Here is a 14,194-nt window from a genome sequence, read left to right as displayed (position 1 = left end):
AAACTATGACTCTTTATCTTTGGTTTGTTTTTTTCTTAGCGGTACAAATAATTCATTTTCTGGGAACCTGGAAATTATATCAGGCTGCAGGCAGAAAATCATGGGAAGCAGCAATCCCTGTTTATAATTCGATTGTTTTAATGAAAATTATTGGCCGACCAACATGGTGGACCATACTACTTTTCATTCCGATTATCAATCTGATTATGTTTCCTGTTGTTTGGGTTGAAACCTTGAGAACGTTTGGAAAAAAATCGACTTTAGATACCGTTTTAGGAATTTTTACTTTAGGATTTTACATTTATTATATCAGCTATACTCAGAAATTAGAGTATAATGCCGACAGAAAATTAACTCCTGAAAACAGAACAGCCGACACAGTAAGCTCCTTACTTTTTGCCATAATCGTAGCGACACTGGTACACACTTATGTTGTACAGCCCTTTACAATTCCAACTTCTTCCTTAGAGAAATCGCTTCTAATTGGAGACTTTTTATTTGTAAGCAAAGTAAATTATGGCCCTCGCGTTCCTATGACTACTGTTGCCTTACCAATGGTTCATGACTCTATTCCTTTAACAAAAAAGAAATCTTACTTAAGCTGGCCACAACTACCTTACTTGAGACTTCCTGCTCTGGAAAAAATAAAACGAAATGACATTGTGGTTTTTAACTGGCCCGTAGATACTGTACATTACTTTTTTGAACCAAAAGGAAGACCCGGTGTAATAAAGCCAATTGACAAGAAATCAAATTACGTAAAACGTTGCGTAGGTGTTCCCGGCGACAGTTTATCTATAAAAGACGGTTTTGTTTATATCAATAATAAAAAACTAATCCTTCCTGAAAGAGCAAAACCTCAATACTCTTATGCTGTAGCATTAGATGGAAAAACGCCAATCGATTTTGAATCTCTTCTAAAAGAACTTAATGTCAATCTTGTTGACGTTATGGGTTTCAGAGACGATGTCAAAAGAGATACTTTGTATTTTGCAGCTTTAACAGAAGCAAGTGCTGAACGTTTAAAAAATACCCCGGGAGTAACAAACGTTAAAAGACAAATTTCTAAAGGAAATGAAAATGCAATTTTTCCTCATATCAACAAATGGAATCAGGATAATTTTGGTCCGATTTATATTCCTGAAGCTGGAAAAACGGTTGCACTTACAAACGAATCACTGCCTTTTTACAAAGACATCATAACTACCTATGAAGGCAATACACTACAACTTGATGGCTCAAAATTTTTAATAAACGGAAAGCCTGCAACTACATATACTTTCAAGCAAAACTACTATTGGATGATGGGTGATAACCGTCATAACTCTGAAGACAGCCGTTATTGGGGATATGTTCCTGAAAACCACATTGTAGGAAAACCGGTTTTTATATGGATGAGTTGGGACACTAACGGAAAAGGGATCAATAAAGTTCGTTGGGACAGAGTTTTCACCACTGTTGATGGCGAAGGACAGCCACAATCGTATTTCAAATATTTCCTTATTGCGTTAGCAGCATTTTTTATTGGAGAATATTTTTGGAAAAAAAGAAAAGAAAACAAAGCATAAATAAAAAGTTATTTTTGTTTGCTTCGCCTGTTCGAGCAAGCTCTTGAGTCAGGTTTCAAGTTTTAAGTTCTTTGCGAACCTGAAACTTGAAACCTGAAACTTTTAACCTAAAATCAAAGAAATGAATTCCTTATTACTTCCTACTTATTTTCCATCGATCAGTCATTTTGCAGTTATGGCACAATCTGAAAATATCACTTTTGAAATGGAAGATAATTTTCAGAAACAGACTAACAGAAACCGTACGTATATCTACAGTCCAAACGGAATTCAACTTTTAAATATTCCTGTAAAACATTCTAAAACGGCACATCAAAAAACTAAAGATGTTTTAATTGAGAATGAATTTGACTGGCAAAAACAACACTTTAAATCACTGGAAGCTGCTTACAGAAGCTCTCCTTTTTTTGAATTTTTTGAAGACGACATTCTTCCTGTATTTGAAAAAAAACACACGTATTTAATGGATTTAAATCTGAAAGTTCTGGATATAACAGCCAAATGTTTACGTACAAAATTGGAGTTTAGCAAAACAACCGAATATTTTCATGAAACAGAAAACATCTCTGATTTCAGATATTTGGCAAATGGAAAGAAGGACCAGAATTCATTTGAAAAATACCCTCAGGTTTTTGATGACAAACATGGTTTCATTAACAATCTAAGTGTATTGGATTTACTTTTCAATGAAGGCAAATTTGCAATGGATTATTTAAAGACTCAAAAAATAATATAATATCATTTTTTGAAATTTGGAATTGGATTTTCCAGATTGAATCTTACATTATTTATTCCATTGAAAGCCTTGTCATTATTGGATAATGATCTGAGTTTTCAAAATCAGAATAACTTTCAAATTGCTTGACCTTCATTTTAGGGTCTGTAAAAATATAATCAATTCTAGCCGGATAGTAACGAAATTTATAGGTAGCTCCAAAACCTTCTCCGGCTTCTTCAAAAGCATCTTTTAATTTTCCTTTTATGTTTCTGTAAACATACGAAAAAGGACTATTATTCATATCTCCGCAAATAATAATCGGATTTTTACATTGCTTGATATTCTCTTTAAAAATTTCTGCCTGCTCTTGCTGCTGTCTGAATCCTTTACTGATTCTGGCATAAATTTGTTGTGATTTACGCTGGTTTACATTATCAATATCATTCGAAATCTTATCAACATCGGGTGATATTTTAATAGACTGCAAGTGCATATTATAGACACGAATAACATCTTTACCTCTTTTTATATCAGCATAAATCACATTATTATCTGATTTCGGAAAAACAATATTTCCTTCACTTATAATAGGAAATTTTGAAAAAATAGCCTGTCCGGTTTTAATTTGATTTCCATCAATAAAAATATAACGATGCGGATACACTTTTAAATCCAGATGTGCAGAATTTGAATATTCCTGAATACATAAAATATCAGGATCTTTCTCATCGATAAAAGCTTTTATGTTAGACGGTATATCATCGCGATCCAGCCATTTAAAAACATTAAAAAGGCGAACATTATAACTCATTACAGAAAAATCCTTTTCATCTTTTATATATTCTTTGCCCGATATTTTATAAAATTTACTAATAAATGTAATTCCGGTCAGCAAAACCAAACCAGACAAAATAAGGCGTTTTTTAAACTGAATAGCCCAATAGATAAAGAACAATCCATTTGCAACAAAAAAAGCCGGCATAAAAAGTGTAAGCACCGATAAAAGCGGAAAACTTTTAGGTGCTAAAAATGGCAAAACATAGACACTAAATGTAAGAACAGTCAGTACTATATTTAAAAAGAACATTATTTTATTAAACCAGGAAAGGTTTTTCATATTATTTTGCTAAAAGATTATTTTCCAGCTTTAAATAGAAACTCTTTTTCTTCTTTTGTCAGACAATCATAACCGGACTGGCTAATCTTATCTAAAATTTCATCAATTTGCTGTTGCGTTTTGTCTTTCGTAACAATTCTTGATGTCACTTTTTCTGTAGGTTTTTGATAATTTTTATGAACTTTTTTAAATGGGGTCGTTGAGGATTTTCTAAAAAGATTAGCAAAAAAATCTAATGTTTTGGAAATAATAATACTTAAATCAGTTCCACTTTGAAGTAATTTAATATAGGCGAATCCGAAAAAGGCTCCGGCTAGATGCGAAATATGACCGCCGGTATTATCCAAACGCAATTGCATCAAATCTAAGATCAGTATTACACCTGTAATATGCCATAATTTTACATTTCCAATCAGTAGCAAACGAACATTCATTAATGGCTGGTATGTTGTTGCTCCCACGAGAATCGCCATAATTGCAGCTGAAGCCCCAACAATGGGAGCAGATATATTTAAAAAATAATAACTTAGCGCAAAAATTACCCCTGCAAAAACAGCACCTAAAATATACAATCCCAAATATTGCTTCTGAGTAAAAAACGTCAAAAATAACTGGCTTGCAAAGTTCAAAACCATCATATTAAACAACAAATGCAAAAATGAAGAATGAAAAAATGCATACGTTAAAAATGTCCACGGCTTAAATAAAAAAATATTTGGGTCTGAAGAAAGCGCCAGCCACTCCGGATAATCAAATCCGCCACCTGAATATTGATAAAAAAATACTAATGAAATCAAGAAACAAGCTATATTCCAATAAATTAAGCGTAGTGAAATACCACCTATTTTATATTGCAATTTCAAATCATCCAGAATATTCATAAAAGCTTCTTTTTGGTTTCTAAAATTAATAATTTAAAGTTAAAAATTAATTCCAACGATTGTTATTAAACTGATTTTTTTTCCAGTATAACATCATTAAAAAACCGGTTATTGCACCTCCAATATGCGCAAAATGTGCTATACCAGTTCCTCCGCTTCCAAACAAAGATCCGCCCTTAAATCCCAGGAATAAATCTACAGCCAAAATACCAGGAACAAAATATTTTGCTTTAATTGGAACAGGAATGAACATTAATGCCAATTCAGCATTTGGAAACATAAAGGCAAAAGCAGTCAATAAACCATAAATAGCACCTGAAGCTCCAACAATTGTTCCGATGTAAGCATCTGTAAAACCGTTAAATTGCGCTACAGAAACCAAATCCTGCCATCTTGTATCTATTTTTCCTTCTCCTAAAAGTTTTAAAATTTCTTCTTTTTGAAAACCGTGACTAGTCAACACATTAATAGTATCCTGAAAGAAATAATAGTTTACTGCTGTATGTAATAAAGCTGATCCTAAACCACATGAAATATAAAAGAACAAAAATTTCTTACCGCCCCAAAAATGCTCCAAGGCAGAACCAAATGAAACCATTGCAAACATATTAAAAGCAATATGCATGATTCCACCGTGCATAAACATATGCGTTATTGGCTGCCAAACCTGAAAACTTGAATTTTCAGGAAAAAACATAGCCAGATACTCATAAGAAATAGGCACAAGCTGTGAGCCTATAAAAAAGATAATATTAATAATAAGCAGTTGTTTGACAACCGGAGTCATATTCATCATAAGGCAAACTTTTTATCTATATCTTCCACACGCATGGTAATGAAAGTAGGTTTTTGAAAAGGTGAAATATTTGGGTCTTTGCAGGCAAACAACCCGTTTACAAGATTATCCTGTTCTTTTTCGGTTAAGTAAGATCCTGTTTTAACCGCTAAACTTTTAGCCATTGATTTGGCTATTGTATCATTCTGACTGTAACTGCTGGCCGGAATTCCGTCCTGCAAATCACTTAATAATTGTTCGATTACAAGAGAAACTTCACTTTCGGTAATATTAACCGGAATTCCCGAAATTACAATATGATCTGACTTTGCAGCTTCAAAAATAAAGCCGGTTGTTTCAAGTGAAGGTTTTAATTCTTCGATTAATTCCATTTCCGCAGAAGAATAAAACAAATCCAACGGAAAAAGCAATTGCTGGCTTGAAGCCTGATTCACTGTCATATTAAGCAGAAACTGTTCGTATAAAATACGCTGATGAGCCCGTTGCTGATCTACGATTACCATTCCTGATTTAATTGGGGAAACAATGTATTTTTTATGAATCTGATAGGTTTTCTGACCCGCCTGCTCTACCTCATCATCATTAAATAAAGATGAAGTAACTTCCTCGTTTTCGAATGTAAAAGGCGAGCTTTCTATACTTTCAGCATTATCTAAATCCAACCCAACGTATAAACTTTCCCAGCTTGCTGTTGGTTCTACTCTTTTAGAATATCCGGAATATGAGGATACTGAAGATGAGGACGATCCTGAGCTAAAACCCGAACCTGAGCCGGATCCTGAACTTGCTTTTGAATAATGCTGATTTGTTTTGTCGTCTGTAAACGGATTAAATGTCCCATCAACCTGGATCGTTGGCGTTTCGGCTTCTAAGTCTTTATAGTGGTATGGCGTATCTAAATTGGCATCACGATCAAAATCAAGAACCGGCGCCACATTAAACTGACCTAAACTGTGTTTTATAGAGGCCCTTAAAATAGCATACAAAGCCTGTTCATCATCAAATTTAATTTCTGTTTTTGTTGGATGAATGTTTATATCAATTGTGTTTGGCGGAACTTGCAAGTACAAAAAATAACTCGGTTGTGAACCGTCTTTCAAAAGTCCGTCATAAGCCGCCATTACAGCATGATGCAGATATCCGCTTTTTATAAAGCGATCGTTTACAAAAAAGAACTGTTCTCCTCTGTTTTTCTTGGCAAATTCAGGTTTACAAACAAATCCCTGAACGTTTATAATTTCAGTATCTTCATTTACCGGAACTAACTTCTCATTAGTTTTACCAGACATTATTCCAACTATACGTTGACGATAACCTGCTGCAGGTAAGTTATACATTTCGCTTCCGTTGTGATAAAAAGTAAAATGAATATTTGGATGTGCCAAAGCCACTCGCTGAAATTCATCCATTACATGGCGAAATTCTACCGTATCAGATTTCAGGAAATTACGTCTGGCAGGAATATTAAAAAACAAATTTTTAACCGCGAATGATGTTCCTTTTGGCAAAACTGCTACTTCCTGTGAAACAAATTTACTTCCCTCGATTATAATATGAGTTCCAAGCTCGTCCTGATCTTGTTTTGTTTTCATCTCCATATGTGCAATCGCCGCAATAGAAGCCAAAGCCTCTCCTCTAAAACCTTTTGTAGCAAGAGAAAACAAATCTTCTGCCTGGCGAATTTTTGAAGTTGCGTGACGCTCAAAACATAAACGTGCATCAGTAACACTCATCCCCTTACCATTATCAATAACCTGAACTAATGATTTTCCGGCATCTTTAATAATCAATTTAATATCAGTTGCATTTGCATCAACAGCATTTTCCAGTAATTCTTTTACTACTGAAGCTGGTCTTTGAACCACCTCTCCGGCAGCAATCTGATTAGCAACGTGATCTGGAAGCAATTGAATAATACTAGACATTAAGAAAAAATAATTTTAAGGTTAAGGTTTAAATTTTCAAACCAAGGTGTACAAATTTAATGAATTTATACTCGGTTTTAGAATTTCATCAGTCATAAAAAAAACAAAAAACCTGTACTATTTTCACACAGTACAGGTTTTACTATTTTAAAAACAATTGTGTTTTATTCGTTCTCTATTTTTATAGGAGTTTCTTCAATCTGAATTGCGCCTGAAGCTAATAAAGGCTGATTAAAAGTATGCGCTATTGAAGCCTGTTGGCGAATATAGGCCATTTTAATTGCCGCTATTGCCGCCTCAGTCCCTTTATTTCCATGAACTCCTCCGCTTCTGTCAATCGACTGCTGCATCGTATTATCTGTTAAAACACAAAATATAACCGGAATATCGGTTTGAACATTCAAATCTTTAATTCCTTGTGTTACCCCTTCGCATACAAAATCAAAATGCTTGGTTTGCCCCTGAATAACACATCCAATTACAATAACCGCATCAACATTTTGCGTTTGCAGCATTTTCTTTGCGCCATAAATCAGTTCAAAACTTCCCGGAACATTCCAACGGATAATTTGTTGAGCAGGGACTTCGCAATCTGTCAATGCCTCAAATGCACCATTATAAAGCCCTTCTGTAATAGTGTCGTTCCATTCAGAAACAACAATCCCAAATCGAAAGTCTTTCGCATTTGGGATTGTGTTTTTATCGTATTCTGATAAATTTTTATTTTCGGTAGCCATCTTTTATATTTAAGATTTTAGTTTTTTTAATTTAGACTGTAAAAATACAAATCTAAAAACTAAATCTGAACTCTAAAAATAAAATTATTGTGCTAATCCAATCAATACATCAACAGAACCAGCTTCCGGAGTTGCATCGAAGTTTTCTTTAATATCTGTAAAGTATTTCAAAGCATCTTCTTTTTGACCTAAAGCCAAAGCTGTTTTACCAGCTTTTAACAAGAAACGAGGTGTTGTAAAATCGTTTTTGTTAGATTCAGCAGCTTTCACATAATAATCCAACGCTTCTTTTTGATTGTTTTTTTGAGAATAAGCATCTCCAATAGCACCCTTTGCCAAAGCGCTTAAGATCATATCATCTGATTTGAATTCTCCTAAATATTTAATTGCATCATCAAATTTACCAATATTCAATGAAGCCATACCAGCATAATAGTTTGCTAAGTTTCCTGCATCAGTCCCAGAATATTCATCAGCAATTTTAATGAATCCGAATTTACCTTCAGAACCATTCAATGCTAATTTGTATAATGAATCGCTTGCTACACCATCAGTCGCTTTTTGGAAATTTTGCTGTGCAACAAACATTTCGTTTGCAGCCTCATCTTGTTTTGGAGCTTCAATAAATTTTTGGTAAGCCAAATATCCAATAGTCAGAACAGCGATACCAGCAACTAAACCAAGAATGATTTTTTGATTTTTAGCCACCCAGTCCTCAGTTCTTGAAGCAGTTTCATCTAATTTTGAAAAAACACCGGCAGTTGTACTGTCTTTTTCGTCAATAATTACCTCTTGTTCTTCATTAACTTCTTTTACTTCTTTCTCTTTTGGTGTCTTATATCCTCTTTTATTGTAAGTTGCCATTTAAAAATAATTTAGTGAACGGCAAAAATAAAATTTTTATTGAAATTGACGTCAAAAAAATCAATTTTATCACTATTTTAAAAAAAATAATTTTAACGATTGCAACTTCTTCCGCATAAGTCGCAAAATAAATAATTCTGAAAAGCTTCAAAAGCCTTTTATATCGATAATTTTCGATAATTTGCACCCTTGAATTTCTGCTGTTTCAAAACACCAAAATTTAGCTTACAGCTACTTAAAAATGCATTTAAACAAAATTTCTTTATTCAATTATAAAAATTTCTCCGAAATCAATTTCGATTTTGACCACAAAATCAATTGTTTGGTCGGCAAAAACGGAATTGGCAAAACTAATGTGCTAGATGCTATTTATCATTTGGCCTACGGAAAAAGCTATTTTAATCCTCTGGCTGTTCAAAATATAAAACACGGAGAAGAGTTTTTTGTAATTGATGCCGAATTAGAAAAAAATGACAGAACAGAACAAATTGTCTGCAGTTTAAAAAAAGGACAAAAAAAGGTTTTAAAAAGAAACGGCAAAGCGTACGATAAATTCTCAGATCATATTGGATTTATTCCGCTGGTTATTATTTCTCCGGCCGACCGCGATTTAATTGTCGAAGGAAGCGAAACACGCCGTAAGTTTATGGACAGTGTTATTTCGCAGTTAGATTCGACTTATCTCCATCAGCTTATTCAGTATCAAAAAGTAATTGTTCAGCGAAATGCGCTTTTAAAATATTTTGCCCTCAATCATACTTTTGACAATGATACCTTATCTATATATAATGAGCAATTAAATGAATACGGAAAATCGATTTTTGAAAAACGAAAAGATTTCCTGGAGCAATTTATACCTATATTTAATGTACACCATCAGGCCATTACAGGTTCTGAAGAATCGGTGCAATTGGTTTATGAAAGTCATTTATTCGAAAAAGACTTATTGACGCTTTTACAAGAAAACATCAATAAAGATCGTGCCCTACATTATACAACTGTCGGAACTCATAAAGATGATTTGTCTTTTGAAATTGATTCACATCCTATAAAAAAATTCGGATCACAAGGACAGCAGAAATCATTTTTGATTGCTTTAAAACTGGCTCAATTTGAGTTTTTGAAAAACCAAAGCGGCGTGAAACCTATTTTACTTTTTGATGATATTTTTGACAAACTGGATGAAACACGTGTAGCTAAAATTATCGAAATGGTAAACAGCGAAACTTTTGGTCAGCTTTTTATTTCTGATACGCATCCGGAACGTACCGAAGCGATTGTAAAATCGACACATCAGAGTTATAAGATATTTAATTTGTAATTTTATAAATAATTCAACAAAAACAACTGCAATAAAAAACGGATTATGCTAACAAAAGAATCATTGCAATTTTTAGACGATTTAAAAAAGAACAATAACAGAGACTGGTTTCAGGATAATAAAAAACGCTATGAAATCTTCAAAAAAGACTATCATCAACTGGTAAGTGATTTTTTGGATGCAATGAAGCCGCTTGATCCTTCATTAGAATTACTAGAAGTTAAAAACTGTACTTTCAGAATCAATCGCGACATTCGGTTTTCAAAAGACAAGTCTCCGTATAAAGCCCATTTAGGTGTATGGCTCTCTTCTGGTGCGAAAGGCGCCAATCGTTCCGGTTATTATGTACACATTGAAAAAGGAGCCAGTTTTATTGCAGGTGGATTTTATTCGCCTGATGCTGATCAGTTAAAAAAAGTACGTAAAGAAATTGCATTTTTTTATGAAGATTTAGAAGCCATTTTAGCAGATAAAAACTTCAAAAAAGAATTTGGAGGTTTTGATATTAATGAAAGTAACTCCCTTAAAAGCATGCCGCGGGGTTATGAAAAAGATCATCCGGCAATCGAGTTCTTGAAACTGAAGAGTTTTACAACCTCTCAAAAATTTGATATTACAGAAGTAACTCAAAAAGACTTCGTTTCTAAAATGAGTAAAAAGCTAATTACTCTAAAACCATTAAACGAATTCATCAACCGTGCTTTAGACACTGACGAATTTTAATTTTATTTGCCACAAATTCGGAGATTCTCACAGATTACTTTTTTACAGTAAAATCAATTTTAATCTTTTTAATCTGTGGCAAAAATATTCTTCAGATTCAAACAACTTAATTCGTGGAAATTCGTGAAATTCGTGACGAAATAAATTTAAATCATCGAATGAAAAGAAAAATACTTTTTCTGGGAGAATCATATCGCGCTGATGCTATTACGTGGATGAAAGGCCTGAAAGAATTTGGTGATTTTGAAATTATCACCTGGGAACTTAAAACACCAAATAATTCTAAACTTAATCGTTTCAAACGTATAGCAGAGTATCTCTTCTCTCCTATTGCCATTCGTAAAATCATCAGGAAAGAAAAACCGGACATGGTAATTGCCGAAAGAACGACCAGTTATGGTTTTCTTGCCGCTTTATCCGGATCTAATACTATTGCAATTGCACAACAGGGAAGAACCGATTTGTGGCCGGAAAATTCTTTTTTATATCCTTATAAAAAATTCATTCAGAAATATGCTTTCAAAAAAGCACATTTAATTCATGCCTGGGGACCCGTAATGACAATTTCGATGAAAGAAATTGGTGTTGACATGAATAAAGTTTTGGTTTTACCAAAGGGAATTGACTTATCGCTTTTTAACCCTTTAACCAATAATTCGAATAAAATTGAAGCAATCGTTACCCGTTCGCTTCAACCGGAATACCGACATGATTCGATTTTAAAAGCTTTCGGAATTCTGAACCAAAAAGGGATTGATTTTTCTCTTACTATTGTGGGCGACGGAACAAGACTGCAATTTTTGAAAGATTTAGCTACAGCACTTCAGATTGAGAATAAAGTGATTTTTACAGGAAGAATTCCAAATACAGAACTTCCAAAACTTTTACAGCAATCAAATATTTATATCAGCATGCCGATTACAGAAGGAGTCTCTGCTTCTTTATTTGAAGCTATAGCTTGCAATTGCTACCCCGTTGTTTCAGATATTCCCGGAAATCAAAGCTGGATCACACATCGTGATAACGGACAGCTCATTGAAATTGACAATGTTGAAATGCTTGCAAACGAATTAATTTGGTCTTTTGAAAATTTGGAATTACGCAATCAGGCAATCATCCGTAACAGGAAATTTGTAGAAGAAAATGCTAATTATGATGTAAACATGAAGGTTATTGCTGAGAAATATCATGAACTACTAGACTTGCAAATTTCTTAACCGCAAGTTCACAATATTAATTTTCGCAAAGTCCGCTATGCTTTGCATTCATAGCATAAAACTTTGTGTCCTGCTGTTAAACCAAAAATTATAATTCATACTTTTGGACTCATATCAAAAAGCCTTTTACACATGGAAATCCAATCCAATTTTTCTTTAAAAAACTATAATACTTTTGGCATTGAAGCTAAAGCCAGACAATTTGTTGCCGTTCATTCTGTTGAGGAATTGAAAAGGGTTTTAGAAGAAAACAAAAACGAAAAAAAATTCATTTTAGGAGGCGGAAGCAATATGCTTTTAACTAAAGATATTGATGCTTTAGTTATTCACATCGATTTAAAAGGCAAAAACATTATTAAAGAAGATGATGATTTTGTATGGGTTGAAAGTCAGGCAGGCGAAGTGTGGCATAATTTTGTTCTTTATACTATCGAAAACAATTTTGGAGGCTTAGAAAATATGTCTCTGATTCCGGGTAATGTTGGCACAACTCCCGTTCAGAATATTGGTGCTTACGGAACCGAAATAAAAGACACTTTTGTCTCCTGTGAAGCGATGAATATTACCACACAAGAAGTGAAAACTTTTACTAATGCCGAATGTAATTTCGGCTACCGCGAAAGTATCTTCAAAAATGAGGTAAAAGATCAATATATCATTACTTCGGTTATTTTTAAACTGACCAGACGCAATCATAAGATCAATACTTCATACGGAGATATTTTGGCTGAATTGTCAAAAAACAACATTACAAAACCAACTTTAAAAGATGTCAGCAACGCTGTAATTGCTATTAGACAAAGCAAATTACCTGATCCGAAAGAATTAGGAAACAGCGGAAGTTTCTTTAAAAATCCGATTGTATTAAAATCTGATTTCGAAAAAATCCATCAAAAGTTTCCCGAGATGAAATACTATGAAGTTTCAGAAACCGAAGTAAAAGTCCCTGCCGGCTGGCTAATTGAACAAGCCGGTTTTAAAGGAAAACGTTTTGGCGATGCCGGAGTTCACAAAAATCAGGCTTTGGTTTTAGTGAATTATGGAAATGCAACTGGCCAGGAAATTCTAGCCGTTTCAAAAGAAGTTCAGAAAACAGTTTTTGAAACTTTCGGCATTCATATTGAAGCTGAAGTGAATGTAATTTAAAATTAGATTTCATTAATTAAATGGCTAAATGAAAAAACTCAATATCAGAGTGATTTTACTTCAGTTACTCGGAATAATTTTACTAATTCACGGTATACTGCAGTTGAAATTTTATACTGTAGCCGAAGAGATTATTTGTGCTGCAAATCATTTTCAGGATCAAAAATCAGAATGCTGGAACAGATTGTTCCCAACGATGGAAAGTAATTTGAGTTTTTGGCCTGGGGTTTATATATGGATCTTTTTGGGTCTGTTCGCAGGAATCATTATAATCACTTTTTTAAATTGGAAAAACAAACTTTCTCCCTTAAATACAATTTTAATTTCAGCCATACTATACATTCTTTTAAGATTCAAATTTTTCAGGGAGGGCAGGATATCACATTTATTATCTTCTTTTGGAGGTTTATTTTCTGATAATTTTAAAACACAATGTTTAATTGGAGGAATTAGTTTTACTTTTATTGGAATTCTTATCTTATGGATCAGTGTTAATCAAAATTTATTTAATTTTAAAAAACATTAGTTACGAACTAATTCATTAATATGTACACACCAGACATCTATAAAAACGAAAATCCTGAAGAAATCAGAGCTTTTTTGAAAAAGAACAGTTTTGGAATCCTGATCAATCAGACTAATGGAAAACTATGTGCAACACATATCCCAATAGAACTTGAAGTAAATGCTGACGGAAAAGAAATTTTACAGGGCCATATTTCAAAACTAAACCCGCAAGCAGAAGGTTTTACTGAAAATGATCAGGTTTTAGCTGTATTTACCGGTCCGCATTCCTATATTTCTTCGTCATGGTACGATCATGAAAATGTACCAACCTGGAATTATATAGCTGTGCATGTTTACGGAAGAATTAAAATTGTAGATGAAGCAACTTCAATAGAACAGCTTAAAAAATTAGTTGATAAATATGAAGCAAATTCAGAAAATCCTGTTCGAGTAGAGAATTTATCTTCAAAAACAATGCGTGAAGCAAGAGGAATTTTTGGTTTTGAGATCGAAATAGATGAAATTCAGTCCACGAAAAAACTGTCCCAAAACCGTGACGACCATAACTATAAAAACATAATTTCGGAATTAGAGAAAACCGAAAACCCTCAGTCTATTGCCGTTGCAAAAGAAATGTCAAAATGCCGAAAGTAAATCGGTTTTACTATTGAAAA

14 protein-coding genes are annotated in these 14,194 nt (G+C 33.4%); 8 read left to right on the top strand and 6 right to left on the bottom strand.

Annotated features, from left to right (window positions below):
• The first annotated feature begins 5 nt into the window (after window positions 1-5).
• Both lepB and DMB68_RS17200 read left to right on the top strand, forming a co-directional pair.
• A complete protein-coding gene (gene lepB, locus DMB68_RS17205; protein ID WP_110347872.1) occupies window positions 6-1,568 on the top strand; it encodes a signal peptidase I in 1,563 nt (520 codons plus the stop codon).
• A gap of 121 nt (window positions 1,569-1,689) precedes the next feature.
• Window positions 1,690-2,304 (top strand): WbqC family protein, encoded by a 615-nt coding sequence (locus DMB68_RS17200; RefSeq protein WP_110347871.1) that lies wholly within the window; start codon window positions 1,690-1,692, stop codon window positions 2,302-2,304.
• A 52-nt stretch (window positions 2,305-2,356) separates the two neighbouring features.
• On the opposite strand, the gene DMB68_RS17195 is transcribed toward DMB68_RS17200, so the two are convergent.
• From DMB68_RS17195 to DMB68_RS17170, 6 genes are all read right to left on the bottom strand, one after another.
• Window positions 2,357-3,403, bottom strand: a complete 1,047-nt coding sequence (locus DMB68_RS17195; RefSeq protein ID WP_165830160.1) for an endonuclease/exonuclease/phosphatase family protein — start codon at window positions 3,401-3,403, stop codon at window positions 2,357-2,359.
• 17 nt (window positions 3,404-3,420) lie between these two features.
• On the bottom strand, window positions 3,421-4,284 hold the full coding sequence (locus DMB68_RS17190) for a rhomboid family intramembrane serine protease (protein ID WP_110347870.1): 864 nt from the start codon (window positions 4,282-4,284) through the stop codon (window positions 3,421-3,423).
• Between the two features lie 46 nt (window positions 4,285-4,330).
• A complete protein-coding gene (locus DMB68_RS17185) occupies window positions 4,331-5,080 on the bottom strand; it encodes a rhomboid family intramembrane serine protease (protein WP_110347869.1) in 750 nt (249 codons plus the stop codon).
• Window positions 5,077-7,005 (bottom strand): DNA mismatch repair endonuclease MutL, encoded by a 1,929-nt coding sequence (mutL, locus tag DMB68_RS17180; protein WP_110347868.1) that lies wholly within the window; start codon window positions 7,003-7,005, stop codon window positions 5,077-5,079. The genes DMB68_RS17185 and mutL overlap by 4 nt, the downstream gene beginning before the upstream one ends.
• A 164-nt stretch (window positions 7,006-7,169) precedes the next feature.
• Window positions 7,170-7,742, bottom strand: coding sequence for a 6,7-dimethyl-8-ribityllumazine synthase (gene ribH / locus DMB68_RS17175; protein ID WP_110347867.1), 573 nt, complete (start codon window positions 7,740-7,742; stop codon window positions 7,170-7,172).
• A gap of 84 nt (window positions 7,743-7,826) precedes the next feature.
• On the bottom strand, window positions 7,827-8,606 hold the full coding sequence (locus DMB68_RS17170) for a tetratricopeptide repeat protein (RefSeq protein WP_110347866.1): 780 nt from the start codon (window positions 8,604-8,606) through the stop codon (window positions 7,827-7,829).
• A 241-nt stretch (window positions 8,607-8,847) separates the two neighbouring features.
• Between DMB68_RS17170 and recF the strand changes: the two genes are divergently transcribed.
• The 6 genes from recF to DMB68_RS17135 all read left to right on the top strand — a co-directional run bounded on the left by recF (window position 8,848) and on the right by DMB68_RS17135 (window position 14,174).
• The gene (gene recF, locus DMB68_RS17160) at window positions 8,848-9,927 is read left to right on the top strand and encodes a DNA replication/repair protein RecF (RefSeq protein WP_110347864.1); all 1,080 of its coding nucleotides are present in this window, start codon (window positions 8,848-8,850) and stop codon (window positions 9,925-9,927) included.
• Between the two features lie 45 nt (window positions 9,928-9,972).
• Window positions 9,973-10,650 carry a DUF2461 domain-containing protein gene (locus DMB68_RS17155; protein ID WP_110347863.1) on the top strand — a complete coding sequence of 226 codons (678 nt, stop codon included), beginning with the start codon at window positions 9,973-9,975 and terminating at the stop codon, window positions 10,648-10,650.
• 158 nt (window positions 10,651-10,808) lie between these two features.
• The gene (locus tag DMB68_RS17150) at window positions 10,809-11,867 is read left to right on the top strand and encodes a glycosyltransferase (RefSeq protein ID WP_110347862.1); all 1,059 of its coding nucleotides are present in this window, start codon (window positions 10,809-10,811) and stop codon (window positions 11,865-11,867) included.
• Between the two features lie 132 nt (window positions 11,868-11,999).
• The gene (gene murB, locus DMB68_RS17145; protein WP_110347861.1) at window positions 12,000-13,013 is read left to right on the top strand and encodes a UDP-N-acetylmuramate dehydrogenase; all 1,014 of its coding nucleotides are present in this window, start codon (window positions 12,000-12,002) and stop codon (window positions 13,011-13,013) included.
• A 28-nt stretch (window positions 13,014-13,041) separates the two neighbouring features.
• Window positions 13,042-13,539 carry a hypothetical protein gene (locus DMB68_RS17140; RefSeq protein WP_110347860.1) on the top strand — a complete coding sequence of 166 codons (498 nt, stop codon included), beginning with the start codon at window positions 13,042-13,044 and terminating at the stop codon, window positions 13,537-13,539.
• A gap of 20 nt (window positions 13,540-13,559) precedes the next feature.
• Window positions 13,560-14,174, top strand: coding sequence for an FMN-binding negative transcriptional regulator (locus DMB68_RS17135; protein ID WP_110347859.1), 615 nt, complete (start codon window positions 13,560-13,562; stop codon window positions 14,172-14,174).
• The last annotated feature ends 20 nt before the right edge of the window (window positions 14,175-14,194 follow it).

The organism is Flavobacterium hydrophilum (assembly GCF_003202405.1).
Lineage (GTDB): Bacteria > Bacteroidota > Bacteroidia > Flavobacteriales > Flavobacteriaceae > Flavobacterium > Flavobacterium hydrophilum.
The sequence above is the reverse complement of the archived record's forward strand: the minus strand, read 5'-3'. Positions and strand labels throughout refer to the sequence as shown.

Bases quoted from the DNA above. Each gene is read 5' to 3' on its own strand.
- lepB (WP_110347872.1), top strand. From the start codon at position 6: ATGACTCTTTATCTTTGGTTTGTTTTTTTCTTAGCGGTACAAATAATT.
- DMB68_RS17200 (WP_110347871.1), top strand. From the start codon at position 1,690: ATGAATTCCTTATTACTTCCTACTTATTTTCCATCGATCAGTCATTTT.
- DMB68_RS17195 (WP_165830160.1), bottom strand. From the start codon at position 3,403: ATGAAAAACCTTTCCTGGTTTAATAAAATAATGTTCTTTTTAAATATA.
- DMB68_RS17190 (WP_110347870.1), bottom strand. From the start codon at position 4,284: ATGAATATTCTGGATGATTTGAAATTGCAATATAAAATAGGTGGTATT.
- DMB68_RS17185 (WP_110347869.1), bottom strand. From the start codon at position 5,080: ATGATGAATATGACTCCGGTTGTCAAACAACTGCTTATTATTAATATT.
- mutL (WP_110347868.1), bottom strand. From the start codon at position 7,005: ATGTCTAGTATTATTCAATTGCTTCCAGATCACGTTGCTAATCAGATT.
- ribH (WP_110347867.1), bottom strand. From the start codon at position 7,742: ATGGCTACCGAAAATAAAAATTTATCAGAATACGATAAAAACACAATC.
- DMB68_RS17170 (WP_110347866.1), bottom strand. From the start codon at position 8,606: ATGGCAACTTACAATAAAAGAGGATATAAGACACCAAAAGAGAAAGAA.
- recF (WP_110347864.1), top strand. From the start codon at position 8,848: ATGCATTTAAACAAAATTTCTTTATTCAATTATAAAAATTTCTCCGAA.
- DMB68_RS17155 (WP_110347863.1), top strand. From the start codon at position 9,973: ATGCTAACAAAAGAATCATTGCAATTTTTAGACGATTTAAAAAAGAAC.
- DMB68_RS17150 (WP_110347862.1), top strand. From the start codon at position 10,809: ATGAAAAGAAAAATACTTTTTCTGGGAGAATCATATCGCGCTGATGCT.
- murB (WP_110347861.1), top strand. From the start codon at position 12,000: ATGGAAATCCAATCCAATTTTTCTTTAAAAAACTATAATACTTTTGGC.
- DMB68_RS17140 (WP_110347860.1), top strand. From the start codon at position 13,042: ATGAAAAAACTCAATATCAGAGTGATTTTACTTCAGTTACTCGGAATA.
- DMB68_RS17135 (WP_110347859.1), top strand. From the start codon at position 13,560: ATGTACACACCAGACATCTATAAAAACGAAAATCCTGAAGAAATCAGA.